The organism is Flavobacterium sp. PLA-1-15, from assembly GCF_049060005.1.
Classification (GTDB): Bacteria; Bacteroidota; Bacteroidia; order Flavobacteriales; family Flavobacteriaceae; genus Flavobacterium.
Map to the genome: position 1 here is coordinate 35,182 of NZ_JBMGQS010000019.1, position 24,927 is coordinate 60,108.

28 protein-coding genes and 1 tRNA gene are annotated in these 24,927 nt (G+C 34.5%); 12 read left to right on the plus strand and 17 right to left on the minus strand.

The window, feature by feature from the left end; translation table 11 throughout:
* Positions 1-11 precede the first annotated feature (11 nt).
* From ruvC to ACI6PS_RS11485, 5 genes are all read left to right on the plus strand, one after another.
* On the plus strand, positions 12-566 hold the full coding sequence (ruvC, locus tag ACI6PS_RS11465; protein WP_421012707.1) for a crossover junction endodeoxyribonuclease RuvC: 555 nt from the start codon (positions 12-14) through the stop codon (positions 564-566).
* Between the two features lie 49 nt (positions 567-615).
* Positions 616-1,749, plus strand: coding sequence for a radical SAM family heme chaperone HemW (hemW, locus tag ACI6PS_RS11470; RefSeq protein ID WP_421012708.1), 1,134 nt, complete (start codon positions 616-618; stop codon positions 1,747-1,749).
* 21 nt (positions 1,750-1,770) lie between these two features.
* Entirely contained in the window at positions 1,771-2,538 is a 768-nt protein-coding gene (locus ACI6PS_RS11475; RefSeq protein ID WP_421012709.1) for a cyclase family protein, read from the plus strand.
* A 32-nt stretch (positions 2,539-2,570) separates the two neighbouring features.
* Complete coding sequence (locus ACI6PS_RS11480) at positions 2,571-2,942, plus strand: MmcQ/YjbR family DNA-binding protein (RefSeq protein ID WP_421012710.1); 372 nt, start codon at positions 2,571-2,573, stop codon at positions 2,940-2,942.
* Between the two features lie 61 nt (positions 2,943-3,003).
* Positions 3,004-3,741, plus strand: a complete 738-nt coding sequence (locus ACI6PS_RS11485; protein ID WP_421012711.1) for a PH domain-containing protein — start codon at positions 3,004-3,006, stop codon at positions 3,739-3,741.
* A gap of 108 nt (positions 3,742-3,849) precedes the next feature.
* On the opposite strand, the gene ACI6PS_RS11490 is transcribed toward ACI6PS_RS11485, so the two are convergent.
* The 10 genes from ACI6PS_RS11490 to ACI6PS_RS11535 all read right to left on the minus strand — a co-directional run bounded on the left by ACI6PS_RS11490 (position 3,850) and on the right by ACI6PS_RS11535 (position 12,208).
* Positions 3,850-4,950: a DUF4407 domain-containing protein gene (locus ACI6PS_RS11490; protein ID WP_421012712.1), complete on the minus strand. Its 1,101-nt coding sequence runs from the start codon at positions 4,948-4,950 to the stop codon at positions 3,850-3,852.
* A 145-nt stretch (positions 4,951-5,095) separates the two neighbouring features.
* Entirely contained in the window at positions 5,096-5,614 is a 519-nt protein-coding gene (locus ACI6PS_RS11495) for an energy transducer TonB (protein WP_421012713.1), read from the minus strand.
* A 129-nt stretch (positions 5,615-5,743) separates the two neighbouring features.
* Positions 5,744-6,205, minus strand: a complete 462-nt coding sequence (locus tag ACI6PS_RS11500; protein WP_421012714.1) for an energy transducer TonB — start codon at positions 6,203-6,205, stop codon at positions 5,744-5,746.
* Positions 6,206-6,260: 55 nt separating this feature from the next.
* Positions 6,261-8,051, minus strand: a complete 1,791-nt coding sequence (locus ACI6PS_RS11505) for a M56 family metallopeptidase (protein ID WP_421012715.1) — start codon at positions 8,049-8,051, stop codon at positions 6,261-6,263.
* On the minus strand, positions 8,048-8,419 hold the full coding sequence (locus ACI6PS_RS11510) for a BlaI/MecI/CopY family transcriptional regulator (protein ID WP_421012716.1): 372 nt from the start codon (positions 8,417-8,419) through the stop codon (positions 8,048-8,050). The genes ACI6PS_RS11505 and ACI6PS_RS11510 overlap by 4 nt, the downstream gene beginning before the upstream one ends.
* 11 nt (positions 8,420-8,430) lie before the next feature.
* A complete protein-coding gene (locus ACI6PS_RS11515) occupies positions 8,431-8,850 on the minus strand; it encodes a hypothetical protein (RefSeq protein ID WP_421012717.1) in 420 nt (139 codons plus the stop codon).
* 127 nt (positions 8,851-8,977) lie between these two features.
* Complete coding sequence (locus tag ACI6PS_RS11520) at positions 8,978-9,700, minus strand: hypothetical protein (protein ID WP_421012718.1); 723 nt, start codon at positions 9,698-9,700, stop codon at positions 8,978-8,980.
* A gap of 3 nt (positions 9,701-9,703) precedes the next feature.
* The gene (locus ACI6PS_RS11525) at positions 9,704-10,237 is read right to left on the minus strand and encodes an RNA polymerase sigma factor (protein ID WP_421012719.1); all 534 of its coding nucleotides are present in this window, start codon (positions 10,235-10,237) and stop codon (positions 9,704-9,706) included.
* 6 nt (positions 10,238-10,243) lie between these two features.
* Complete coding sequence (locus ACI6PS_RS11530) at positions 10,244-10,693, minus strand: WG repeat-containing protein (protein WP_421012720.1); 450 nt, start codon at positions 10,691-10,693, stop codon at positions 10,244-10,246.
* A 126-nt stretch (positions 10,694-10,819) separates the two neighbouring features.
* Positions 10,820-12,208, minus strand: coding sequence for a dipeptidase (locus tag ACI6PS_RS11535; RefSeq protein WP_421012721.1), 1,389 nt, complete (start codon positions 12,206-12,208; stop codon positions 10,820-10,822).
* A 111-nt stretch (positions 12,209-12,319) separates the two neighbouring features.
* On the opposite strand from ACI6PS_RS11535, the gene ACI6PS_RS11540 reads away from it, so the two are divergent.
* From ACI6PS_RS11540 to ACI6PS_RS11560, 5 genes are all read left to right on the plus strand, one after another.
* Positions 12,320-12,401 (plus strand) — tRNA-Leu (locus ACI6PS_RS11540).
* Between the two features lie 207 nt (positions 12,402-12,608).
* Positions 12,609-13,040: a Panacea domain-containing protein gene (locus ACI6PS_RS11545; protein ID WP_421012722.1), complete on the plus strand. Its 432-nt coding sequence runs from the start codon at positions 12,609-12,611 to the stop codon at positions 13,038-13,040.
* A gap of 1 nt (position 13,041) precedes the next feature.
* Positions 13,042-13,695 (plus strand): hypothetical protein, encoded by a 654-nt coding sequence (locus ACI6PS_RS11550; protein WP_421012723.1) that lies wholly within the window; start codon positions 13,042-13,044, stop codon positions 13,693-13,695.
* Between the two features lie 157 nt (positions 13,696-13,852).
* Entirely contained in the window at positions 13,853-14,314 is a 462-nt protein-coding gene (locus tag ACI6PS_RS11555; protein ID WP_421012724.1) for a LexA family protein, read from the plus strand.
* A gap of 2 nt (positions 14,315-14,316) precedes the next feature.
* Entirely contained in the window at positions 14,317-15,576 is a 1,260-nt protein-coding gene (locus tag ACI6PS_RS11560; RefSeq protein WP_421012725.1) for a Y-family DNA polymerase, read from the plus strand.
* 12 nt (positions 15,577-15,588) lie between these two features.
* On the opposite strand, the gene ACI6PS_RS11565 is transcribed toward ACI6PS_RS11560, so the two are convergent.
* The 6 genes from ACI6PS_RS11565 to ACI6PS_RS11590 all read right to left on the minus strand — a co-directional run bounded on the left by ACI6PS_RS11565 (position 15,589) and on the right by ACI6PS_RS11590 (position 20,704).
* Positions 15,589-15,966: a hypothetical protein gene (locus ACI6PS_RS11565; protein ID WP_421012726.1), complete on the minus strand. Its 378-nt coding sequence runs from the start codon at positions 15,964-15,966 to the stop codon at positions 15,589-15,591.
* Positions 15,967-16,268: 302 nt separating this feature from the next.
* On the minus strand, positions 16,269-16,715 hold the full coding sequence (locus ACI6PS_RS11570; protein WP_421012727.1) for a hypothetical protein: 447 nt from the start codon (positions 16,713-16,715) through the stop codon (positions 16,269-16,271).
* A 428-nt stretch (positions 16,716-17,143) separates the two neighbouring features.
* The gene (locus tag ACI6PS_RS11575; RefSeq protein ID WP_421012728.1) at positions 17,144-18,055 is read right to left on the minus strand and encodes a hypothetical protein; all 912 of its coding nucleotides are present in this window, start codon (positions 18,053-18,055) and stop codon (positions 17,144-17,146) included.
* A 145-nt stretch (positions 18,056-18,200) separates the two neighbouring features.
* Entirely contained in the window at positions 18,201-18,485 is a 285-nt protein-coding gene (locus ACI6PS_RS11580; protein ID WP_421012729.1) for a helix-turn-helix domain-containing protein, read from the minus strand.
* Between the two features lie 78 nt (positions 18,486-18,563).
* Positions 18,564-19,322: a hypothetical protein gene (locus ACI6PS_RS11585; protein WP_421012730.1), complete on the minus strand. Its 759-nt coding sequence runs from the start codon at positions 19,320-19,322 to the stop codon at positions 18,564-18,566.
* Entirely contained in the window at positions 19,319-20,704 is a 1,386-nt protein-coding gene (locus tag ACI6PS_RS11590; protein ID WP_421012731.1) for a phage integrase SAM-like domain-containing protein, read from the minus strand. The genes ACI6PS_RS11585 and ACI6PS_RS11590 overlap by 4 nt, the downstream gene beginning before the upstream one ends.
* Positions 20,705-21,057: 353 nt before the next feature.
* Between ACI6PS_RS11590 and ACI6PS_RS11595 the strand changes: the two genes are divergently transcribed.
* On the plus strand, positions 21,058-23,199 hold the full coding sequence (locus ACI6PS_RS11595) for a M3 family metallopeptidase (RefSeq protein WP_421012732.1): 2,142 nt from the start codon (positions 21,058-21,060) through the stop codon (positions 23,197-23,199).
* Between the two features lie 60 nt (positions 23,200-23,259).
* Here ACI6PS_RS11595 and ACI6PS_RS11600 read toward each other — a convergent pair whose 3' ends face one another.
* Positions 23,260-23,820 carry a hypothetical protein gene (locus ACI6PS_RS11600; protein ID WP_421012733.1) on the minus strand — a complete coding sequence of 187 codons (561 nt, stop codon included), beginning with the start codon at positions 23,818-23,820 and terminating at the stop codon, positions 23,260-23,262.
* A gap of 153 nt (positions 23,821-23,973) precedes the next feature.
* Between ACI6PS_RS11600 and ACI6PS_RS11605 the strand changes: the two genes are divergently transcribed.
* Positions 23,974-24,840, plus strand: a complete 867-nt coding sequence (locus tag ACI6PS_RS11605) for a winged helix-turn-helix domain-containing protein (RefSeq protein WP_421012734.1) — start codon at positions 23,974-23,976, stop codon at positions 24,838-24,840.
* Positions 24,841-24,927: the final 87 nt, after the last annotated feature.

Sequence of the window (24,927 nt, forward strand, 5' to 3'; positions counted from 1 at the left end):
TTAAACAAAAATTGGCCAACGAACGCATCATATTAGGAATCGACCCTGGAACGACAATCATGGGATTCGGGTTGATAAAAGTCATCAACAAGAAGATGGAATTTCTTCAGTTGAACGAATTGATTCTGAACAAATATGACGATCATTACATGAAATTGAAAGTCATTTTCGAGCGTACAATTGAACTAATCGACACGCATCATCCGGATGAAATTGCAATTGAAGCGCCTTTTTTTGGGAAGAATGTACAATCGATGTTGAAACTGGGTAGAGCACAAGGTGTTGCAATGGCCGCCGGACTTTCACGCCAAATTCCAATCACGGAATACGAACCTAAAAAGATAAAAATGGCGATTACCGGAAACGGAAATGCCTCAAAAGAGCAGGTTGCTAAAATGCTTCAGCAACTCTTAGGTTTGAAAGAATTGCCAAAAAACCTAGACAGTACGGATGGTTTGGCGGCTGCGGTTTGTCATTTTTTTAATTCTGGAAAAGTAGTGGGAACAAAAAGCTATTCAGGTTGGGATGCTTTTGTAAAACAGAATGAAGAACGCGTAAAAAAATAGTGTTAGCATGCGGTTTTAAGCACTGCATGCTGAACACTGAACACTGAAAATGTCAGGAATCTATATCCATATCCCTTTTTGCAAACAGGCTTGCCATTATTGCGATTTTCACTTTTCGACTTCGATGAAGCGGAAGGAGGAGATGGTTTTGGCTTTGGCCAAAGAAATGCAAATGCGAAAAAATGAAGTCCAAGACGATGTTGTTGAAACCATTTATTTTGGTGGAGGAACACCTTCCGTATTGACCATTAAAGAAATTCAGTTTTTAATTGATTCGGTTTATCATAATTTTAAAGTTGCTGAAAATCCAGAAATAACGCTCGAAGCGAATCCTGATGATTTATCAGATGAGAAAATCATCGAGCTAGCAAATTCACCAATAAATCGTTTGAGTATCGGTGTTCAGTCTTTTTTTGAGGACGATTTGAAGATGATGAATCGCGCTCATAATTCGGCGGAAGCCAAAAAATCATTAGCAAAAGCAACGGAATATTTCGATAATATTTCGATTGATTTAATTTATGGAATGCCAGGTATGAGTAACGAAAAATGGAAGGCAAACATCCAAAATACTCTTGATTTTGGTGTTCCGCATATTTCGAGTTATGCTTTGACGGTTGAACCGAAAACGGCTTTAAAAAAACTTATTGAAACAGGAAAAGTTGCCGAACCAAAGGATGATATCGCCCAAGAACATTTTCAAATCTTGGTAGATATTTTGCAGGAAAATGGATTCATACATTATGAACTTTCAAATTTCGGAAAGGAAAATTACTACTCGAAAAACAATTCGGCTTATTGGTTGGGGAAAAAATACCTCGGAATCGGACCTTCAGCTCATAGTTATGACGGTGTTTCCAGAAGTTGGAATATTGCCAATAACATCGTTTATCTGAAATCTATAGAAGAAAATAAATTGCCTTCAGAAAAGGAAATTCTTACCGAAGAAGACCGGTATAACGAATATATTATGACGGGTTTAAGAACCATTTGGGGAATTTCTCTGGACAGAATTCAAACCGAATTTGGAGCAAAATATTTAAATTATTTATTGAAACAATCTGAAAAATTCCTTTCGGATGATTTACTTTCGATTGAAAATAACGTCTTGAAAACCACTAAAAAAGGAAAGTTTTTGGCGGATGGAATTGCAAGTGATTTGTTTTTAATAAATTTGAATTAACCTTAACCTTAAAGCTGTAAAATGCTAGCAGAAATTAATCATAACAATCAAAATTTCAAAGTCGATTTCTCAAAACCACTCGATATTTCCATTACCCTAACCAACACGGATGAAAATCCGATTGCTTGGTACATTGAAAAACCAGTAATTGAGCCTGTAGTTTTTGGAGAGTGGATCGGGAAAGTTTCAGAAGGAAAATCATCGACAAATTTCAATAATATTTTCTTCAACCCACACGGACATGGAACGCATACCGAATGTTTGGGACATATTACTAAGGAATTTTACAGCATTAATGATAGTTTAAAGACGTTTTTCTTTTTAGCAGAATTAGTTTCAGTTGAACTAGAAATTGAAGGTAAAGATTCAGTTATTACAAAAGAGCAAATTGAAAAGGCGTTGAATGGAAAAACGCCTGAAGCAATTGTTATTCGTACGTTACCGAATTTAAACGCTAAACTTTCGAAAAATTATTCCAATACCAATCCACCTTATCTGGATGAAAAGGCTTCGGAATTCATCCGCGAAAGCGGAATAAAACACCTTTTGATTGATTTGCCAAGTGTGGATAAGGAACATGACGAGGGAAAATTATTGGCCCACAAGGCATTCTGGAATGTAAAGAATGTGGAAATTCTAAATGATGATGCGCGATTGGATTGCACGATTACCGAAATGATTTTTGTAAAAGACGAGGTTCAAGACGGAAGCTATTTGCTAAACCTGCAAATTGCTTCGTTTGAAAATGATGCTTCGCCAAGCAAACCAGTTTTGTATCAAATTCTTTAAATTTTTAATTCTTAAAATCTTTAAATCCAAAAATGAACATCCAGCAATATTTTGAATTTTGCCTATCAAAAAAAGGAGTGACCGAACATTTTCCGTTTGATGAAGATACTTTGGTTTTTAAGGTTGGGGGAAAAATGTTTGCACTTTCTTCTTTAAGCGAATGGGAAAAAGGTACTCCATCGGTGAATTTGAAATGCGACCCTGAACGTGCCGAAGAGCTTCGGGCAGAATACAATGATATTAAACCTGGCTATCACATGAGCAAGGTGCATTGGAATACAATTGCCTTCAACGGTGATGTTTCGGATAAATTTATGTGCGAATTGATTGACCATTCGTATGATTTGGTTTTCAAAAGTTTAACGAAAAAATTGCAAATCGAAATATCCGAATTAAAAAATTAGATAGTATTTTTGTAGAACAAACTTAGTAACTTAGCCACTCAGTACTTAGCACCTTAAAGAAATGAACGAACATATAAAGAAATTTTTGAACGAAGAGCAAGACCCAAAAGCGATTGAAAAAATCACTTCTAAATTATCGGATTTATTGATGAAAAATGAGGAAGTAGGCTATATTGGTGTTCAAAAAAAGCCTGTTACTGTTTTTCCAGACAGCATCGTTTTGACGAATAAAAGAATTATCATCTGCAAGCCTAAAAACTTAGGTTTATCCATGGATTTTACCGATTATACTTGGGATGATATCTCTGGAACGTTTGTAAAGGAGAATATTTTAGGTTCAGAATTTTCGTTTTCAACCAAAACCGATTTGACAATTTCGATTGATTATATTCCGAAAATTCAGGCAAGAAAGATTTATACTTTTGCCAAGGAACAATTGGATGTTTTGAAGAATGGTGTTGCTCCAACTCAAGAAGCAAAAACATTTTTGGAGCAAGAAGTTGAGGATGATATTTTCCCTGAACCAATTGCAGTAATTGAAGAGCCAGAAGTTATTGAAGAAGTAGAAACCGAGGAAGTATCTGATTTTGCAGAAATCATTCCTGTTTCGCAATCGGGTTATCGTGATGAGAAGCAATTTCCAGATGATACTCCAGTTTCAAAAGAGCGTGCTTTGAAAGACCTTTCGCAAGACGAATTGTTTGACAAGCTTCAGAATTATAAAAAATTACTGGACAACGGATTGATTATGCAAGGTGAGTATGATACCTTGAAGAAAGAGATTTTGAGTCACATGTAAATTAGTAAAGAGTAATTAGCCAAAAGGCAAAAGTAAAGCGGAAGTTGAATTAAATCATCTTCCGCTTTTTATTTAGCTATTGCCTTTTGGCTAGTTACTTTTGCCTCTCTAAAACGTCCTCTTCTGTTTTTCTACAAAATTATTGGCTTGCAACTCCAACAGTTCCTTTGCTTTCCTTCTTTGCAGATTGAATAATTCCTTATCCGAAGCGATATCTTCGTAAACCTTGTCGTGCATTGACGCACTTGTTTTCACCAATAAATCGCGTTGGTATTTATCCTGATTGATAGTTGCCTTCAAAGCTGTTTCCAAATCCTCCAACTTGAAATCGTATTCTCCTTTTGGTGATAATAATTTCGCAATAATTGGCGATGTTTCAATTGCCAAAAACAAAAGCATGATAAAGAACGAAGGCAACCAGGGTAATTTGTTCAACGCGTTGATTCGAGCCATCAAACCGTCAAATCCATCGATTATTGGTTGTGTTTCGGATACTTTTTTATCTAAATCGGTTTGAAGTGTTTTGGATGATTTTTCGGCTTCTGCAATTTTCGCCAAGTTGTTTTTACGCAAAGTATCCAATTCGGCTTTCGCCAAATCATGCTTGGCAATTTTCTCCTTAAAAACGGGACCTTTTCCAAGTTTTTTGGTTCCCGCAGTTCCTTCGGCTTCCGTAATATAGGTTTCGTATAAAGTATTGACTTCCTTTTCTTTCTTGATGATTTCCGACTTCAAACTGTCAACTTGGGCTTTGTTTTTATCCAAATCCGATTTGAAATAATTGGCCACTTCCTTTTTATTGTTCAAGGCCATTGCATTTTTTTCCTTCAATAAAACGGTGTTGATTTCCTTTTCGAAAATCTTAATTTCCAGCGGTTTTGAAATGACGATGGCAATGATAACTGCTAAAGCAATCCTGGGTGTTGCCTGTAGAAATTCACTCCAAAAAGAATCTCTTTTTCGGATAGTGGAAACAATAAATCGGTCGAGATTGAAAATGAGTAATCCCCAAACGATTCCGAAACCAATAGCGGGATAAACGCTGTCGAAAACCGTAAATAGGGCATAAGCACTTGCGATAAAAGCCATAACGGCTGTGAAGAAAACGGTTGCTCCAATACCAGCGAATTTGGTTTGTTCGCCCTCTGAGCAATTTTCCAGAAGCGTTTTATCGGCTCCCGAACAAAGGATAAAGAATTGCTTTAACATAATGATTGATTTAAACTGAAAACGTGTTCCAGCGATGATGATTGATGATGATACAAAAGTAACGCCAATTTTTTAATTATGGTATAAAGTCTTGATGTCTTTTGGTTTAAATAAAAAATCCACTCGGTTAGGAGTGGATTAGGATTTACTTTTTGACTGCGAAATGTATCGGTAATGTGTAAAGTGTTCTAACAGGTTTACCATTCTGAATACCAGGTTTCCATCGTTTGCTATTTTTTAGTATTCGTATAACTTCCTTTTCTACTAGAGGACTCGGACTTCTAATAATTTGAATGTCTGATAGAGATCCATTTTTTTCTACAACAAATTTTGCAAATACATTTAGGTCTTCTGGAGAATCTGCTGGCGGATTATAGTTTTCAGAAATATATTTGATGTAAACACCGTTACCATCTGGATATTCAGGTTTTACTTCAACTGTATGCCAAACTTTATTTTGGATATTTTCTTCCTTTTCAATTTGTTGATCTACAGGCTCACTTAATAAAATTTGACCGTTGATAGGATCAACACTTGTTTGAATAACTTTTTCAGTTTTAGAATTCTCCTTTTTTTGTTTGCTTTTTTTTTGTGCTATAGATTGCAAGCTTAATAAAGAAATAGATAAAGAAAGAATTATCGGTAATGTCTTTTTTGAAACCATAATAAATGCTTTAAGTTTTTAGTCTGATAAAAGTAAACAAATTGACTAAAAGTATCTGGTATTTTTGTTATGTAGAGATCAATGTCTTTTGGTTTAAAAAAAAACTACTCGATTAAGAGTGGATTGATTTTAAGGAGTTGCGATTGAAATAGGTAAAGAATAAAGGACTCGAACAGGTCGACCGTTTTGCTTTGCAGGGATCCATTTAGGACTATTTTTTAATACCCGAATAGCTTCTTCTCCAGTTCCGTGACCAATGTCTCTTATGATTTTAATATCGGCAAGAGAGCCGTCCTTTTCAATGACAAATTGGACATAAACTTTTCCATTGAGACCTTCCACTTCGGGAACTCGGTAATTTTTTCCAATATAATTGTAAAATTCAGAGATGCCTCCTTTAAATTGAGGCTTTGTTTCAGCATTGGTATAAACTTCTTCATCGCTTTTGATGACGCTTTCCTCTTCGGTTACCTTTATTGGCGCATCTATATTTTCGTGCACTCGTATTTCTTCTTTTTTACAAGAAAAGAGCATCAGCAGCATAATTGGTAAAAGAAGTGAGTATGCTATGAGAGTGGTTTTTTTCGTCATTAAGGATTTGTTAATTATGCTAAAAGGCTATAGGTGGTAAAGCTACAATATAAATTTATGAGGATATCGTAATCGGCAACGAATATTGGACTCTTACAGGTTTTCCATCTTGTTCACCCGGAATCCAATTTGGAGACATTTTCAGAACACGTATGCCTTCTTCACCTGTTCCGTTTCCAAGATCTCGCATAGCTTTTATATCGCTCAAACTTCCGTCGGGTTCGATTATGAACTGGATGAAAATTTTCCCATTTAGATTTTTACCTTCCGGCACTTTATAATTTTTGGCTACAAAATTATAGAAAGCTTGCATTCCGCCCGGGAATTCTGGTGTTTTCTCAACAGCTGTATAAACATCAGATTCGTTTTTAGGTAATTCTTGTGCCTTGACTTCCTGTTTTTCTTTGACTATTGTTGCTTCCTTTTGACTAACATTTGCATTTGAACTACTGTTCGTAATAACCGTTTGCTTGTTTCCTTTCTTGTCTTCGTGATTTTCAAAAATCTCAATCAAGTCGCTTCCATACTTTTTTTGTTGTTTCCCCATTTCATTTTTATCGAAATAGGAGTGGGTGTAAAACCAAAACTGAAAAGGTTGTGGATGCTTTTTTGTTCGTGCATTTTTAAGAACACTGCTTCCCGAAAAATAAGCAATTTCTGAAGGTTTGTAGTTGTTCAATTCAGCATTTGAAACGTTTTTACCATCAATCCAGACGGCAAATTTTTTAGCATCTTTATAATCATTGAGTTCCTTTTGTGAAGGCGATTTTTTTTGCAAACGAGTTGGAACATGCAACCAAGTGGCATATTTTTCTTTTTCTTCAGTTGTCAATTCTTCATAAAGCTTGTTCAATACCAATCCTTCACCTTTGAGTTCTGTTTTGGTGGTGTAGCCATTTTTATATACCTTGATTCGAACTCCGGCAAAATAAGCATCCTTTGTTTTGTCAGAAATCTTTGGTTCATGCTTTACAGTTTCCATCTTTTGTTGAGCGACTGTTTCTACACAAAGGAAGTAGATAAGCCCTATAAATAGAGGTAATACTGTTACTTTCTTCAACAGCATTATTCTTGCTGATGTGGTTTTTGTCATCATAATTAATCGTTTTTTTGTTACTAAAAAATTCAAATTACTGGCCAAGTAAAAGTTGCTGTTCCATGATGCTTTCTCCAATAATAGGTTTTGGTAAAATGGAACGTTGTTATAGGATTTTACCACTTTTTCGTCTGCTAGAAATTCGTGGTTGAGTTGGATTGCTTTTTTGTATAAAATAAACATCGGATTGAACCAAAAGAAGGTTTTTAGAATTTCGATGAATAAGATGTCTAGCGTATGTTTTTGTCTGGCGTGCGTTAGCTCGTGTGTGTACAATTCGTCTTCAATTTTCCTGTTTTCATAGTCTTTCTTGTTGATGAAAATATAGTTCAGAAACGTATGAGGCAGGATTTTTTCGTCCAATAAAACTAAGGTTGATTGCTGAATTTTTACTGTTGGATTTCCTTTTATTTTATTTTGAATTTTTATCAGATTGATGATAAATCGAGCTGATAAAATAGTTGTAATCAAACCATAAATGCTCCATAAAACAATAGGAAGATAATCGGTCTTTTCTTCGGCGATTACAACGGGTGAAGTCGGAGAAAAAGGTATGACTTCTTGGGTGGCAACAGCAATACTTTCTACAATTATTTCGAAGGTGATAAAAGGAATTATCAATGAGAATGCCAAGCTAAGTAATAAGAAAAACCGATTGAAACGATGCATTTTTTCTTTCTCCAGAAAGAAGAAATAAACGGCATACAATACTACCAAACTGAGAGTCGATTTAAGGATAAAGTCGATCATTTTTTCTTTTTTTGAAGTTGTACGTCAATGATTTTGCGGAGTTCCTTGAGTTCCTTTTTTGACAGCTTGGTTTCGGTCGTAAAAAAAGAAGCAAACTGCGAAGCCGAATTGTCGAAAAAGTTTTTGATCAGTCCGTTTACGTGTTTCGAGAAATAATCGGTTTTTTTTACCAACGGATAATATTCCCGTGAATTTCCAAATTCATTATACGCCACGAATTTCTTGTCAATCATTCTTTTTAAAAGCGTAGCAACCGTTGTTGTAGCTGGTTTTGGTTCTGGAAAAGCTTCGAGCAGGTCTTTCATAAAAGCCTTTTCGAGTTTCCAAAGGTGTTCCATTAATTGCTCTTCTGAATTGGATAATTGCATGTTTTTATTTTTTAATCGGTGTAAGTTTCAAGTATTGGTTCGCCTTTTTCATAGATTTTTGTTCCTAAGAGAACTCCTTCTGAATCATAGAATTTCCATTCTCCAGACAAAAACCAATGAATTGTTGTACTGTCGGCAATCATTTTAGAAATGCCTATGGCTCTTACTTTTCCATTATCATGATACTCTGTTGTGTAACAAATACTGTCTTTGTATTTTCTTTTGGTTAGTAATCGGTTGTCTAGATAATCCTTCCAAGTGCCAACTTCAAATCCGTTTTTGTATCTTCCTTTCGATTTTGATGAGATATTTAGTATTGAATCTTTATAAACCCACTTTCCTGTTTTTTCTCCATTCTTGGTTTTGTTGATCTTACAACTTGAAAAAATTAAAAGAAAAAGTATTGGAAGCAAGTAATAAATGTTTTTCATTCTCTACGTAAATAGAATTGTTTCTACAAATGTAGAAATTAAAATGTATTCTACAAATGTAGAGTGGATTTTTTTTATGCAAAAAAAATCCACTTCAATAGAAATGGACCAAAAAAATGATTAAGTATTATTTTTTTATGTTATAAATACTGTCTGCCTTTGTCATGGAATCTTCAATCCTCGTTGTGTCGTTCAATTTTATAATATGACGAAATGGTTTGTGTCCTTTTGCTTTGATGACGATCAAACTGCCAAAGTCCCTTTTGGTTTGCTTCAAGACTTTCTCGACAAACGAATCGAATTCAGATTTAGATAAAGTTTGTTTTGTTTCAAATAACAAACGTCCTTTTTTTATTATGGGTTTAATCATCATTGTATCGAATAAAATTTTAGAATCGATAATTTGAATTGAGTCCATTTCCAAAGGAACAATGACAGCATTCTCGATAGAAAAAGTACTGTCCTTTAAAAGAATATTAGATTTTTTAATAACAACTTTTCTTTTTTTCAACGTGTCTTCTAGTATTTGTGAGCTGTCTAAAGAAATAGTGCTTTCTCGCAAAGTATTTATTTCCAATGAATCTATTGCTGGCTGTATTTCCAATTTATTTGGATGAATAGGATCATGATCTATAATCTGATTCTTGTTTTTATTAATGAGAAAAACAATTGCCGTTACAATTGCTAGTGACAGTGTGGTCAACAAAACTATTTTTGAAATCGTCGCAGATGATGTTTTTTTCGGGATTTCAATTGCATTTTGAATCTTGCTCCAAAGCTCGTCCGAAGGCATTTCGTCAAATGAAGCGCTTCTTGTTTTGAAAAAGTGGAACAGTTCTTTATCTTCCATGATTTATAATTTTTGATTGAAGTGAGTGACGATCTTCTTTAATTTCTCTTTTGCATAATTCAATTGGGATTTAGAAGTCCCTTCTGAAATAGAAAGTTTTTTGGCAATTTCCGAATGTTTGTAGCCTTCCATTACGTATAAGTTGAAAATGATTCTTGCTCCTTCGGGCAAAACTGCAAGCATTTTTTCAATGTCATTTTCATATAAATGGTCAATGACATTATTTTCTACCGAAGATTTCAAATTCTCTATCGGATATTCATTTTCAAAATTGGTTTTCTTCCGAAGTTCCATCAAACAGGCATTTACGGCAATTTTTAAAATCCAACCTTCAAAACTTCCTTGGTTTTTAAATTGATTGGTTTTTTGAAAAACAGTTAGAAAGGTATTCATCACCATTTCTTCTGCACGTTCACGATCTCTCATATATCGTTTGCATATTCCAAAAACTTTTGGCGCATAGGCTTTGTAAACAAGATTCTGGATTTTTGAATCTTGTTTTTGGCAACCAATGATTAATTCTTTTTCAGCTATCAATTTGTATTATCTTTTCAATAGTGGAATTTCGGCATAAATAGGTGCTACAACCTCTTCTCCTCTTGAATTTATAAAACCATAATGATCGTAAAGACTCACTAAAGCCCAATCGGTTTTATATTCTCCGAACTTGTTAATGTATTCATACTTTGGTTCTACAACTATTTTTCCAGTAGAATCAATAAAACCACTCAAACCTTCCAAGGTTTCTACACGGGCCCAATTTTCCTTATATTCTCCAAAAGGATGAATCTTTTCATAAATAGGAGGAACAATTTCCTTGCCTTCAGAATTTAGATAGCCCATCAAGCCATCTGAAGCATAAACAATAATCCAATCGGAAGGTTTTTCAGATTTTATGGAATGAAAGGCGAGTGCTATTTCAGAATGTTGAATTTTTTCTTGAGCATACGTTGTTAACGAAAAAGCTGACAGTAAAAATAAATACTTTCTCATAAGAATAGATTTTAATTGTGAATAGATGTTTCTTATAAAGATGCGGGTTGTTTCAAAATGGTTGGAAATAAAAAATCCGCTCATTCAATTAAGAATAAGCGGACTTTTATATATATCAGTTGAAAATTATTTGCTCAACTCCACAAAATATTTGTAAAACAACGGAATGGTCTCAATCCCTTTCAAGTAATTGAAAACTCCAAAATGTTCGTTTGGCGAGTGGATCGCATCACTGTCCAAACCAAATCCCATCAGGATTGTCTTTGATTTCAATTCTTTTTCGAACAAAGCCACAATCGGAATACTTCCTCCCGAACGAACCGGAATAGGTTGTACGCCAAAACTTTCATTGTATGCTTTTGCGGCCGCCTGATAACCGATGCTGTCAATTGGCGTCACATAGCCTTGGCCTCCGTGGTGTGGTTTCACTTTTACAGTTACACCGCTTGGAGCGATGCTTTCGAAATGTTTAGCAAACAAATCGGTGATTTCTTTCCAATCTTGATTCGGAACCAAACGCATCGAAATTTTAGCAAAAGCCTTGCTTGCAATAACTGTTTTGGCTCCTTCGCCAGTATAACCGCCCCAGATTCCGTTTACGTCCAAAGTCGGACGGATGGAGTTTCTTTCGTTGGTTGTATATCCTTTCTCACCATAAATGTCATTCAGGTCCAAGGCTTTTTTATAATTTTCCAAAGAGAACGGTGCTTTTGCCATCTGCGCTCTTTCTGCATCCGAAAGTTCTTCTACTTTGTCGTAGAATCCTGGAATAGTGATATGGTTGTTTTCATCGTGTAGCGAAGCAATCATCTTTGCCAAAACGTTGATCGGGTTGGCAACGGCTCCTCCGTAAAGTCCAGAATGCAAATCACGGTTTGGACCCGTAACTTCCACTTCTACATAACTCAAACCACGCAGGCCTGTTGTAATGGAAGGCTGTGTGTTCGAAATCATACCCGTATCAGAAATCAGGATCACATCGTTTTTCAGTTTTTCTTGATTTCTTTCTACAAACCAGCTCAAACTTGCCGAACCTACTTCTTCTTCACCCTCAATCATAAATTTCACGTTGCAAGGAAGGTTGTTGGTTTGTACCATATATTCCAAAGCCTTTACGTGCATATACATCTGGCCCTTGTCGTCACAAGCGCCACGGGCGAAAATGGCTCCATCAGGATGCAATTCTGTTTTTTTGATTACAGGCTCAAATGGAGGGGAAGTCCACAATTCTAAAGGATCCGGCGGTTGAACATCATAATGTCCATAAACCAAAACAGTTGGAAGATTTGGGTCGATTATTTTCTCTCCGTAAACGATTGGATAGCCAGGTGTATCGCAAATTTCTACAAAATCGCAACCCGCTTTTTCCAAGCTTTCTTTTACGGCATTTGCAGTATCGATAACATCTTGTGAGTAGGCAGAATCGGCACTCACGGATGGAATCTTCAGTAAATCAATAAGTTCGTTCAGGAAACGCTCCTTGTTTTTTTGAACGTAATCTTTTATAGTATCCATTATATTTAATTAATGTGTTGACTGCCAAAAATACAAAAAAAGAATATTGTAATTTTTTTTAATTTTTTGTTTGAAAGTTCGAAAGTATGGCTATATTTGCACTCACAATTCGCGGATATGGTGAAATTGGTAGACATGCCAGACTTAGGATCTGGTGCCGCAAGGCGTGTAGGTTCGAGTCCTATTATCCGCACTTTTTAAATGCAACTGGTTTATTGTTAAGCAGTTGCATTTTTTGGTTACATTACCTGCCTAACCGTTGCCCAACGAAATGTAAAGAATAAATATTTATTTAAATTTTTTTTACAAAAGTTAACACCTACTGTAAAGATGATTATTTACAATTTTTACACACATATTAATAAAGTTGACTAATTTTACTTAATAAATTACCGAACTAATGAAAACAAATGTTTTTGATGTTGCAAATTATATCCTCTTACAAACAGGTCAGATAACAACAATGAAACTACAAAAATTATTGTACTATTGTCAAGCATGGTCACTTGTTTGGGATGAGAAACCCCTTTTTCCTGAAGAGATTCAAGCTTGGGCAAATGGACCAGTTGTCCCAGAACTTTACAATGCTCATAGAGGTTTTTTTGAAGTAGTCAGGTTCAAAATTGGAGATGCTGTTAAAGTGCAGGGCGAAGCAAAAGAAACTATTGATAAGGTGTTAGAGGCGTTTGCGGATAAACCTGCAAAATGGTTGATTGACTTGACGCATCTTGAATCTCCATGGATTGATGCAAGAGCAGGTCTTGGGTCAAACGATAGAAGTAATGTTGTTATTACAAAGGAAGCAATGTTTGATTATTACAGTTCTTTGTAAAATGATTAAAGAAGTTAAATTTGGTAAGACTCCTAGTGGAGATAAAAGTATAAAAGTTTCTGGTGACCCTAATACATACAAAGATAAAAATGTTTCGTGGCAATTTGGTTTAATGGACTTTGACTTTGAACATGGATGGAATCATGTTATTGATAGGGTGCAATTCTCGCATGACATTAAGTATGATATTGAATACTCGTTAATGGCAATAGATTGTGACGAGGAACTCTATAATCAAATCTGTAAATTCAACACAACTGATTTTGTTAATATTCATGCTTTTTTCCACCGCCTTAAATCTATACCCAACATAAAAACTACTGATATACTTTGCATCTTAGGAATACTCAAAAAGAATTTTTTTTGGCATGAATTGTACCCGAAACTAAAAGATTTTGAATCCAAAAAATGGTGGGAGTTAGAAAATGAAAAATTTGGGAGCAAAGGTAAGTCCAAACATCATTGGGTGGATGTAAAGCAAATTATACGACCTGCACAACAACGTTTGGTAAACCTTAAACTTGATGATGTTCAGGAGCTTTTCAGTATAAGGCTTACAGGCACTCAAAGAGTGTGGGGTATTAGAGATTATAACTATTTTAAAATGTTATGGTTTGACTTCGACCACGAAATTTATCCTTCAAATAGGGATTAGTAGAGATGAATGGATTATTAAAATCTATGTGTATAGGTTAATTAACGCCTAATGTTTTTATCGAGTCCGAAAAACTCAAACCTCAATTAAAGTTATAAACACCTCAACTTTCAATTATCATTTAATCTAACTTTGTACTTCCAAAATGAGAGAGAAGATGAAAGTTATAAGTCTGCACGAAACTACAATACAATTTATAGGTATTTACAACAAGGAAACTATTGAAGTTGCTTACTTTGATGGTGGAGTTTATGGTGGTTTTCCAAGTCCAGCGGATGACTTTCAAGAACTTAAAATTTCATTTGATAAAGAAGTATTTGGTAACTCTCCAAGTACTATTTTTTGTGCTAAGGTTATCGGCAATTCAATGAAAGATTTAGGAATTCACGATAATGATACAATTGCAGTTGATAGACTTCTTGAGCCTCAAGATGGAGATATTGCTGTTTGTGTAATCAATAATGAATTTACTCTAAAAACCATCAAAATTGAAAAGGATTGTGTTTGGTTGGTTCCCGCTAATGAAGATTACAAGCCTATAAAAGTAACTGAAAATGAAGATTTTCAAGTTTGGGGGATTGTAACTCACACTTTGAAATACCACCGTAAAAGAAGATAGTTATGTATGCTTTAGTAGATTGTAACAATTTCTTTGCTTCTTGCGAAAGGGTATTTCAACCCCAATACCGAAATGTTCCAGTTGTTGTTTTATCAAATAATGACGGTTGTGTTATAGCACGTTCAAATGAGAGTAAAGTGTTGGGTGTTAAAATGGGTGTACCAATATTCCAAATCCATCAGTTGGTTAAGGAACACAACATAAAAGTATTTTCTTCTAATTATACTCTATATGGGGATTTGAGTAATAGGGTTATGAATTTGCTTTCTACATTCTCGCCTGATATTGAAATTTATTCAATTGATGAAGCCTTTTTAAAATTCCACACTTTTAGTAAATATTTTGATTTGAATGATATAGGTAAAAGTATGCACCGAACTGTTTTAAAAGGGGTTGGAATACCTACATCAATTGGATTTGCTCCTACTAAATCGCTTGCAAAGGTTGCCAATAAAATAGCTAAAAAGTTCCCTGAGCGAACTGGTAATTATTATATTATAGATACTGAGGAAAAAAGAATTAAGGCTTTAAAATGGACTGAGATAGGGGATGTGTGGGGCATAGGTCGGCAATTCTCAAAAAAGTTAAAATCAATCAATGTAAACAACGCATATCAGTTTACTATGTTACCCGATGCGTATGTAAGAAAAGAGTTTTCCGTTGTGGGTTTAAGGTTGAAACACGATTTATCAGGTATGCCAACAATTGAGTTTGAAGATGTAAAACCAAAAAAGGGCATTGCAACTACACGGAGTTTCGAAAATATGATTACCGATAAAAGAGAATTGTCTGAAAGAGTATCTACATTTTCAGCATTAGCGGGAGTTAAGTTAAGAAGTCAACAATCAAATTGCGAATTGGTTCACGTGTTTCTTCAATCAAACAGATTTAGGCTCGATTTACCCCAATTTAACCCCAAGGTAACTGTGAAAATACCATTTCCTACTTCGAGTACGTTTGAAATTAATAAATACGCTCAAAAGGCATTAAATGAGATTTACCAAAGCGGAATTCAATATAAAAAAGCGGGTGTAATTTTAATGGGTATTAGTCAAGACGACACTCAACAACTTTCAATGTTTGAATATGAAAATCCCAAAGAAAAAGTATTGATGAAAGTATTAGACAAAATTAATTTGAAACTAGGAGAAAAAGTGAGATTTGGAAATATGGGAGTGAGTAAATGGAAAATGAGGCAAGAACACCTAACACCACAATTCTCAACTAATCTTAATCATATCATCAAAGTTAAGGCAGGGTAATGATTAAATACCTTAAAAGTCCGTTACAAATCCGATATGTTGCTCTTCATTGCGACTCCATAAACTTGTGAGATATACTTTTTTTGAATTTAGTTGCTCTATCGTTTTATCAAAAATTGTTTGTTTATTGATTTTCCATAATTCAACCTGACTTTGAGATAGGTTAACATTTATCTCCAAAAAAGTGCAGTCAACTGATGGAATATCGGCAATTTCTTTTTCTTGATTCTCTAACAGAATAAAATAATTTTCAACTACAATAAGTTCAGCTTCTCTTTTTTCTAGCAATTCAATTAGCTTTTGCCGAAAGTTGGAAAGTGTTTCATCTGTTAAATCCATTCCCATCACAACAATATTTTCATTCAATTTAAAAACACATCTAGCATTCATTATTTTTTTTTTAAAGTTAGATACATAAATGCAATGAAGCTAATTTTTAACAAATTATAAGAGGCTATTTACACGCACGTGTAACAGATAGGAACGAACTTTTATTTGTCCCTATCTCATCGCGTGTAAGTAATTAAAATTACATTTATTCTATATACGCGATGAGATAGGGAAATAACCATTAAATGATTTAATAGATTCTAATTTTACTGTTTTTCTCGCACGCGTACGCGTACTGTTTTGATTTGGGAAAATAATAGAATAAGAATTAAAAAATCCCGACTTAGTATCGGGATTTAATTTTATTTATTTTTTCCAAAGACATTTTTAGCTTGTTTTTCTGTAAGCCATCTTATAGCCCCAGCTACACCGCTTTTGCTTAAATGAATAACTTCCGCATACATTTTGCCTAAAGTCTTTTTATATGTAAAAAACAGTTTATCTCCATCTTCAAGATCTACTGTTTTTTCTGTTCCCTTTTCAATACCCTCAAAATTTATAAACATATTTAAAAGTGCATCTTTATCAGAACCTCTAAAAACAAAGCTCTTATAATTATCTACTGTTGTGAATTTTTCATCCCTATACGTGAAAATATAAAGAGAATCTTTACTTTGAATCTTTGCATAGGACTTACCTAATAATTTGTATTCTCCAACTAAATTTAGTTTTTCTGTTTCAGATACTTTCATTTGAGAGTGTGATACAGCACAAACAAATAAAGACAAAGCAATGATAATTTTTTTCATAATAAAATTGTGTTTTGTTTATTCGCCCCATTCCTAAAAGCGAAGTTTGTATACAAAAAAAGCGTAGGTATGTAGCCTTAAATTTGTATAGAAGCTTCCGACGGCTCACTCACAAATAAGAACAACAACACCCACGCCAAAGCATGAGCATCAGTCTTATTTTTAGATGAGTGTTTGAATTGTCGGAATTCCTATACACTAAAAACAGCTAACGCTAATATTTTAAATCTTGGTCAGTTTTGACCTTGACATTTAATTTTATTAGTACAAATATAGTCGTAATTATTTATTCTTTTTGATCGGGTTGGAAAACCTAATTTTAAGAAAAGATATTATATACTTGTTTGAATTTTTTGTGTCCATATAAGAGTAAAAATTGTATAACGTTTAACTCTATATTTAAATGGTTAATCATTACACATTTTGCTTTAAATAAGTTTGTTTATCGTTACACACTTTTTGTGAATTTCTTCTCTAATTTGCTTCTGTAAATTATCAGAATGACTTACCGTTATCTTACCGAGGCTCTTTTTGTGGCGATCTCTATGAATGGGTTTTAAATCATATAGCCAGTACCTTGGATTTGAATAATTACCCAACGCCAAAGTTTGACGCTTTGTGAGCCTGTTTTTGTTGATGGTGTAATCGTAGTGTACTACCTCATCAAATCGCTTTAAAAGCAATGCGGATACATTTTTCAAGCTTTCGATAGTTATATCTTGAAACGTTCTTATTGATATATCTTTTAAACCTATCATTTTTATAAACTTAAGCTCAACTCTTAAAACATTTTTCGGTAACTTATATTGATAGGATTTATTATAAATTTTAAATATGAAAGATTGATGCTTCGCTTGTGTGCTATTTCCAGAATGAGTGAAATCAAACGGAATGTTTTTATGGTAAAGTAAACCTTTAAGATAAAGTTGAGGTTTAAAAACCAACTCCGTATTAACTCCAAATTCAATATTTTGAAAAACCATTTGACTCGATGTACATTTAAATAAATCTTGTAAATGAGAACTAATTTCAAATATATTTTTTAAGTTAAACTGATTGCCGTTATAGCCGTTATATTGATTTTGATCCTGCCAATTTGGGGCAATAATTCCGTTTAGGTCGTTCCACATTTTGTGTAAACTGCCTGATAAGAAAACGTGAGGGTTTTGAGGATTACTTTTATTAATTGTTATTTTACAGAAGTGATAATTTGCAGTTAAAACACTTTCTTTGATTTCTCCTGTACTTTTAGAAAGTTCGGTTTTGAAATCTAAAACTTTTGATTTTTCTAATTGTATAACATTAATATTTGCGAAATGAATTTTTACAAAATCAATCATTTTGATTTATATTTGAAATGTTTTTGCAATGCCTGTGAAAACGAACTTTTGAACAATAGGGGAGCGTGAACTACTCCCCTTATTTGTTATAGTGAATGAAGTTTAAAAAGGATAATTTTAAAAATATCCTCTCAATAAGGTTCTTTTATTTATCGCTCAAAGGCTTTAAGCTTTCCTCTATTTCTGAACGTAGAAAATAAACACGTGAGCCAATCCCAAGTGGGTTTAGTTTTTTTGATTTACACCAATTGTGAACTGTTGATATATCCACATTGAACATTTTTGCGACATCCTGACGCGTTAGATATTCATTGGGTTGCTTTGGTGTGAAATGTTTTAGAAAATTGTCAAGTTGACTTTTTACCCCCGCGTTAATTTCGCTTTGTAGTTGCTCAGGGGTGTACTGAATAAATTGAATAGTTGCACTCATAAAATATTTGTTAATAGATTAAAGTGCAAATCAACATTAGGGTTTTATTAGGGTTTCCCTAAAAAGTATGAAATAGTATTATTTGGGTTTAGCACCAAATTGAATAAGTTGATTTTTAACTTTTTCAACTGTGCTACTGGTGTTGTAAGGATTGTTTTTTTGGCTTGTGTTTGGGTTCAATAAAGCGTTTAATGCTGATTGAATAGTTTTGCTATTTTCGCCAGTGATCGCACTTATTACTGATGCAAGATTATTAGTAGTATTTCCAAAACACGGTTGTTTTCTCAATTGTTCTATGATGCCTAATTCGTTAAGATAGATTAATTTAGAAACACAAGAAGTTGAGCTTAAATCGAATGCCTCAGGCTCTTGGCTAATTAGCAACTTTTTTGCTTTGGGTTCTAAACCCTTTAATTGCTTTTTAGAGGCATAGTTTAAAACTAATTCCTCTAACCAAAACAAAAAATCATAAATACAAGTATAGTAGTGTATGTTAATTGGTTCTATTAGGTCAAACTTAATTAAAATACCTGTTTTAATCAGCTCTCCTTTTTCGATTCTATATGTTGAATAAGCTATGTTTGTTTTGAAGTCACATATATCGATTAAATCTTCATTGTTCCTTAAAAATATTATATCTACGTCATTTGATTTGATGTTATGTAATCTTTGATTAGTCGCCAAATCGAAAAATCGTCCGTAGAAACTGCATAATTGATATATATCAAAGTTATCAGTTTCTTTTTTCAATATTTTCATCATAGTTTGACCACTCATATTCTGAATATTATCGTAAAAATTTTTATAGTCAAATTCAATTAAATCAAAATCTTTCATTTTTCCGTTCCGTTATTTAATATTACTTTCATTTCAGGGGTTTTACTTTTAGTGATTTCCTCATAGAATTTCATAAACAAATCCGCATTCGCATCTTTATCTTCTCTTTTGTTTATGTAACTCAAAAATAAACTTTCTTTTGAATGACCTGTAATATTAATTAAAATAGCGGTAGGGATTTTTTTGTAATAGTTTGTTGCAAAAGAGCGTCTAAAGCTGTGCGAGGACATTAACTCATATTTGGGAAAATTACCAAACTCCTTACGATTTGTTTCGATGTTTAATTTTGTTCCTTTTACAACCTCATCAATATCAGATAATTTACAAACTACTTTTATATAATCATTTAATTTTTGTAGGGGTAATGCTCTTGGGAAACCATTTTCTATAATATCAATAATGTGAGGTGCAATTAACCCAATAGTTACACTCTTGCCTGTTTTTTGTTGAGTGACATCAGCATAATAACTTTTTCCGTTATATCTAATATTGCTATTTGACATTTTAAGTAAATCCCCTCCACGTTGCCCAACTTCGCAACCTAATAGAATCCATTTTCTTGCATTGTTTAAAGTTTCGGGAGTTATGGATAAATTCTTTGAGAGTTCAGGATTTTTAATTTTAAATTCATTTAAATCAATATCTTCAAAGTCAGCCTTTTTTATTTTTTCTATTTCATCAAACGATAAGGTTTGTATATATCTGTCATTATCACTTTCTCTAAAATGTTGAATTATTTTTGAATAGGGTGTAACTGGAATTTCATTTTTTTCTGCATCGATGCAAACGGTTTTTAATATTTCTAACTGTTTGCCCGAATAATTAGTTGAGTAGTTTTTAGTATTGATTAACCAATTAGTAAATTTATCTACAAAAGGTTTTGTAATTTCTGCAAATTGAATTTGCTTTTTAATTGCTAATTGATATTCGGAAATTATGTTTTTAAAGAGGTTATAATTTTTAATAGTACTTGAACTTAAACCTATTTTGAAACCACCATTCGTTTTAACCTTTCGGGTGTTAGCATTATCTATTATATGCTGAATATGGTTTACAAGTAAACCCGCATCAGTTTTGATAACTCTATTAAAACATAAATTTATTTTTGAATCGAGCCAGTTAGAATCAATTAAAACACTATTTGCTAAATCTTTGTTGAGGTTTGATAAAACATAAGTTTCTAATTTTTTAAGGTTATTAGATAACTGTTTATTGTCTACTTGATTTTGTTTAGGTAAATTAATCTTTTCACTCCAATCTTTTGGATTAATTGAAAAGCCTGTGTTTAATTCGTAAACATTTTTTCTATCAATTGAAACTCTTATTTTGATTGAAACGTTTTTGTTAGCCTTACTTCTTAGCCTAAATTGTATTGTTGCCATAATTTGAACTTTTTGAACAATTCAAAGATATGTATTATTTTAGTACGTTTTACAAAGTTGCCCAACGGTTGCCCAACGAATTATAGATAACATTCTATTTTATTCTATTTCTTTAGATGGTTTCTTAAATTATTAAAACCGTATGTATATTGAGTTTAAATAGTTTTTTATTGTTTTTACAAAAGGTTGTGTGAAATAATAAATAGAACGCTTTAGCGTGTAGGTTCGAGTCCTATTATCCGCACCAAAAGCTTCTCAATCGAGAAGCTTTTTTTTATGGGCTTAATTTAACTTTTCAAAGTCCTGATAATTATTCGATTTCTCCTAAATTTACGTTCCTTAAATTTATTCAGATGAAATCTAAATCTTTTCTAATCTTGCTCACCATCGGGAACCTACTAACAATGGAAGCACAAGAAAAAAAGCAAACCATGAATCCATTCTTTCAACCTTATGACACGCCGTTTAACGTGCCACCGTTCGACAAGATCAAGAACGAACATTTCAAGCCGGCTATTTTGGAAGGTATAAAAAAGCACGAGGAAGAAATCAACTTGATTGCCAATAATACCGAAGCACCAACTTTTGACAATACGATCCTAGCAATGGAAAATGCCGGCGAGTTGCTCTCGGAAGTAAACCGTGTTTTCGGGAATTATAATTCGGCCAATACTAGCGATGAACTTCAAGCAATTGCCAAGGAAACAGCTCCTGTAATGTCGGCTCACGGCGATAATATTGCCTTGAACGAAAAGCTATTCGCACGCGTAAAAACACTTTGGAACAAAAAAGAAAGCTTGAACCTGAATTTGGAACAGGCCAAATTATTGGAAAACCGTTACAAATATTTCGTTCGAAGCGGTGCCAATCTTTCAGAAGCCGATAAGGACAAATTGCGAAAAATAAACGCCGACCTTTCATTAACGTCTTTAAAATACGGTCAGAATATTTTGGCGGAAACCAATAAATACGAATTGGTAATCACTGATAAAAAAGATTTAGCAGGTTTGCCAAACGAACTGATCGAAGCCGCAGCTCTTGACGCAAAAGCAAAAGGAAAGGATGGAAAATGGGTGTTCACGCTTTCAAATTCGAGTGTGATGCCGTTCCTTCAATACAGCTCCAACAGAAAATTGCGCAAGGAAATCTGGAATGCCTACCAAACAAGAGCCAACCACGACGATGATTTGGACAATAAAGCCAATGCCATAAAACTGGCCAACCTTCGTGGAGAAAAAGCGAGGTTGTTGGGCTACAAGTCGCATTCAGATTATGTTCTCGAAGAATCGATGGCGAAGAATCCTCAAAATGTAAACAAACTTTTGAATGATTTATGGAAACCGGCTCTGGAGAAAGCCAAAATCGAAGCCGCTGACATCCAAAAAATGATGGACAAGGATGGTATAAAAGATAAAGTACAGCCTTACGACTGGAGATATTACACAGAAAAAATAAGAAAACAGCGTTTTGATCTGGACGAGCAGGAACTGAAACCTTATTTCAGTTTGGACAATGTAACCAAGGGCGTTTTCCAGGTAACGGAGAATTTATACGGACTAAAATTCAAGCAGCTTCACAATGTTCCTGTTTACCACAAAGACGTTACGGCGTGGGAAGTGACCGAAGCAAACGGCACCCACGTTGGAATCCTATACATGGATTTCTTTCCAAGAGCTTCCAAAAGAGGCGGGGCATGGATGACATCTTACAGAAACCAGAGTACAGTTAATGGCGAACGAAAAGCACCGGTAATTTCCATCGTTTGTAATTTTACAAAACCAACTGCCGATGCTCCCGCATTATTTACGTTTGATGAGGTAACGACTTATTTCCACGAATTCGGGCATGCACTACACGGACTATTGTCCAACGTAACCTACAAGAGCCTCGCAGGAACAAGCGTTCCAAGGGATTTTGTGGAACTGCCTTCGCAAGTAATGGAAAACTGGGCGGCCGAACCAGAGGTATTGAAGATGTATGCCAAGCATTACAAGACAGGTGCAACAATTCCAGACGAATTGATTCAGAAATTGGAAAAAGCAGGAACGTTCGATCAGGGTTTTGCAACGGTAGAATATTTGGCCGCTTCATTGTTGGACATGGACTACCATTCGCAAACAGCACCCATCACGCTTGATGCCAACACCTTCGAAAAGAACGCAATGAAGAAAATCGGTTTGATCGATGCCATCATTCCGCGTTACAGAAGCACCTATTTCCAGCACATTTTCTCCGGAGGCTATTCTTCTGGATACTACAGCTACATCTGGTCGGGTGTTTTGGATACCGATGCTTTTGAGGCATTCAAGACCACTACATTGTTCAATCCTGAAAAAGCAAAACTCTTCCGTGAAAACGTACTTGAAAAAGGAGGAAGCGAAGACCCAATGATCCTCTACAAACGTTTCCGTGGTGCCGAACCAAGCGTGGAACCTTTGTTGCGCAAGCGAGGTTTGGACAAGAAACCTGCTACGGCAAAAAAGCTAAAAGGATAATGACTTTTCTATAAAAAAACGGACTCTTGGGTCCGTTTTTTTTGTTGTATCAAATGAAATCTAACATCCATCCATCTTCACACTCAACTTCCCATCTACATAGGAAAGAATAAAAGGGATTTTCTCCAGCGTGCAACGTGGCTCAATCGTAAATTGGATATGGCCGTTTACTTCAAAATTTTCGTTGGTCAGCACTTTTAAAGATTGTTTGTAATGGGTATTTCTGCGAACAAAATTCACCAAACCTTCACCTTTATCACGCTCTTCTTTAGACAAGGGCGTTTCACTAATCGCTCCGTTGGTTGCAATTTTAGTGGAGTCGGGAAGTACGAGCGTGAATTTCCCCGAAAAAGCTCTCTTCGCATTGGGGGAAATAAAGTAGGCATCCTTTTTTAAATTCATTTGAACGGACAACACATATTCATCGTTTTGCCGTTTATCCACACGAATGGTTGAGATGTAAAGGGCATCATCCCGAACCAAATCATCGCTGAAATGGGTAGGTCCGACATACACACTATCCCGCATAGTTGCAACGGAGGCGATTTCCTGAGAATTCATTTTTGTACAATTGTAATTGAACGAAAGGAGTACTAATCCATAAAATAAACTGTTGTTCATGATTGATGATTTTGAAATTAATAGAATAAAATCCTTTGCTTTTGGATTTCATTGTAAAACTATCCTAATCAATTCGTTGAAATGTAAAAAATATGTAAAAGAAGTGTCAACGGTTTTAAAAAATGACAAAATTGTATGTTATTTGCACCACTTATGAAGCAACGAAAAATTTATTTCTACGGCAGTCTTTGCCTTGCAATCCTATCGGCTGTTATGCTCATGGGCTATCAAAATTCAAACGAAGTACAGACGGCTTTAATCAAAATAGCGTTGCGTGATGCGGGAAATAAATTACTGCTCACCAATCAAGACAGCACATCGCTTGTCCTGCCAATTCAAAAGTTGGGAGAATCAAAATACCGACTTTCTTTTCAAAAAGAACTCACCATCAACCCCGACAGTGTGGTGGCTATAATAGAGCGAAGTTTTCAAAAAGCAAACCTCTCCTCGCATTACCAAATTGAAGTGAGGCAATGTCAAGATTTTGAAGTGACCTACAGTTATCAAAAAAACAAAACCGAAGAAAAAAGCATCATTCCGTGTAGCGGACGTTTCTTACCTCAAAAGTGCTACCTGCTTGAAGTGCAATTTCTAGAAAAAACAGCTTCTTCAACTGCCCAACTAATTTGGATGGTACTTTTGATAGGAAGCAGTGTAATGGCTTTTGTTTTATTTCTCAAACGTAAAACAAATAGAAGACCCATTTCAGCAAACGGAAACAGCATTGCAGTAGGAAAGTTTCAATTCTATCCCGACGAAAATAAGTTAATCGTTGCATCAACCGAAATCCCACTTTCTAAAAAAGAAGTAGAATTGCTGACGGTTTTTGTCGAAAATCCCAATAAAGTCATCAAACGGGAAGAACTTTCCAAAAAAGTCTGGGAAGATCATGGTGTTTTTGTGGGTAGAAGCTTGGATACATATATCTCAAAATTGCGTAAGAAATTGAGTGATGATACATCGATTAAATTAACGAATGTGCATGGAATTGGGTATATGCTGGAGGTGAGGAATGACTAAAAAATCAATGATTAACCCTATACCGCTACAGCCGGAGGTTTGGATAAGAAACCTGCTGCGACAAAAAAACTAAAAGAATAATTAATT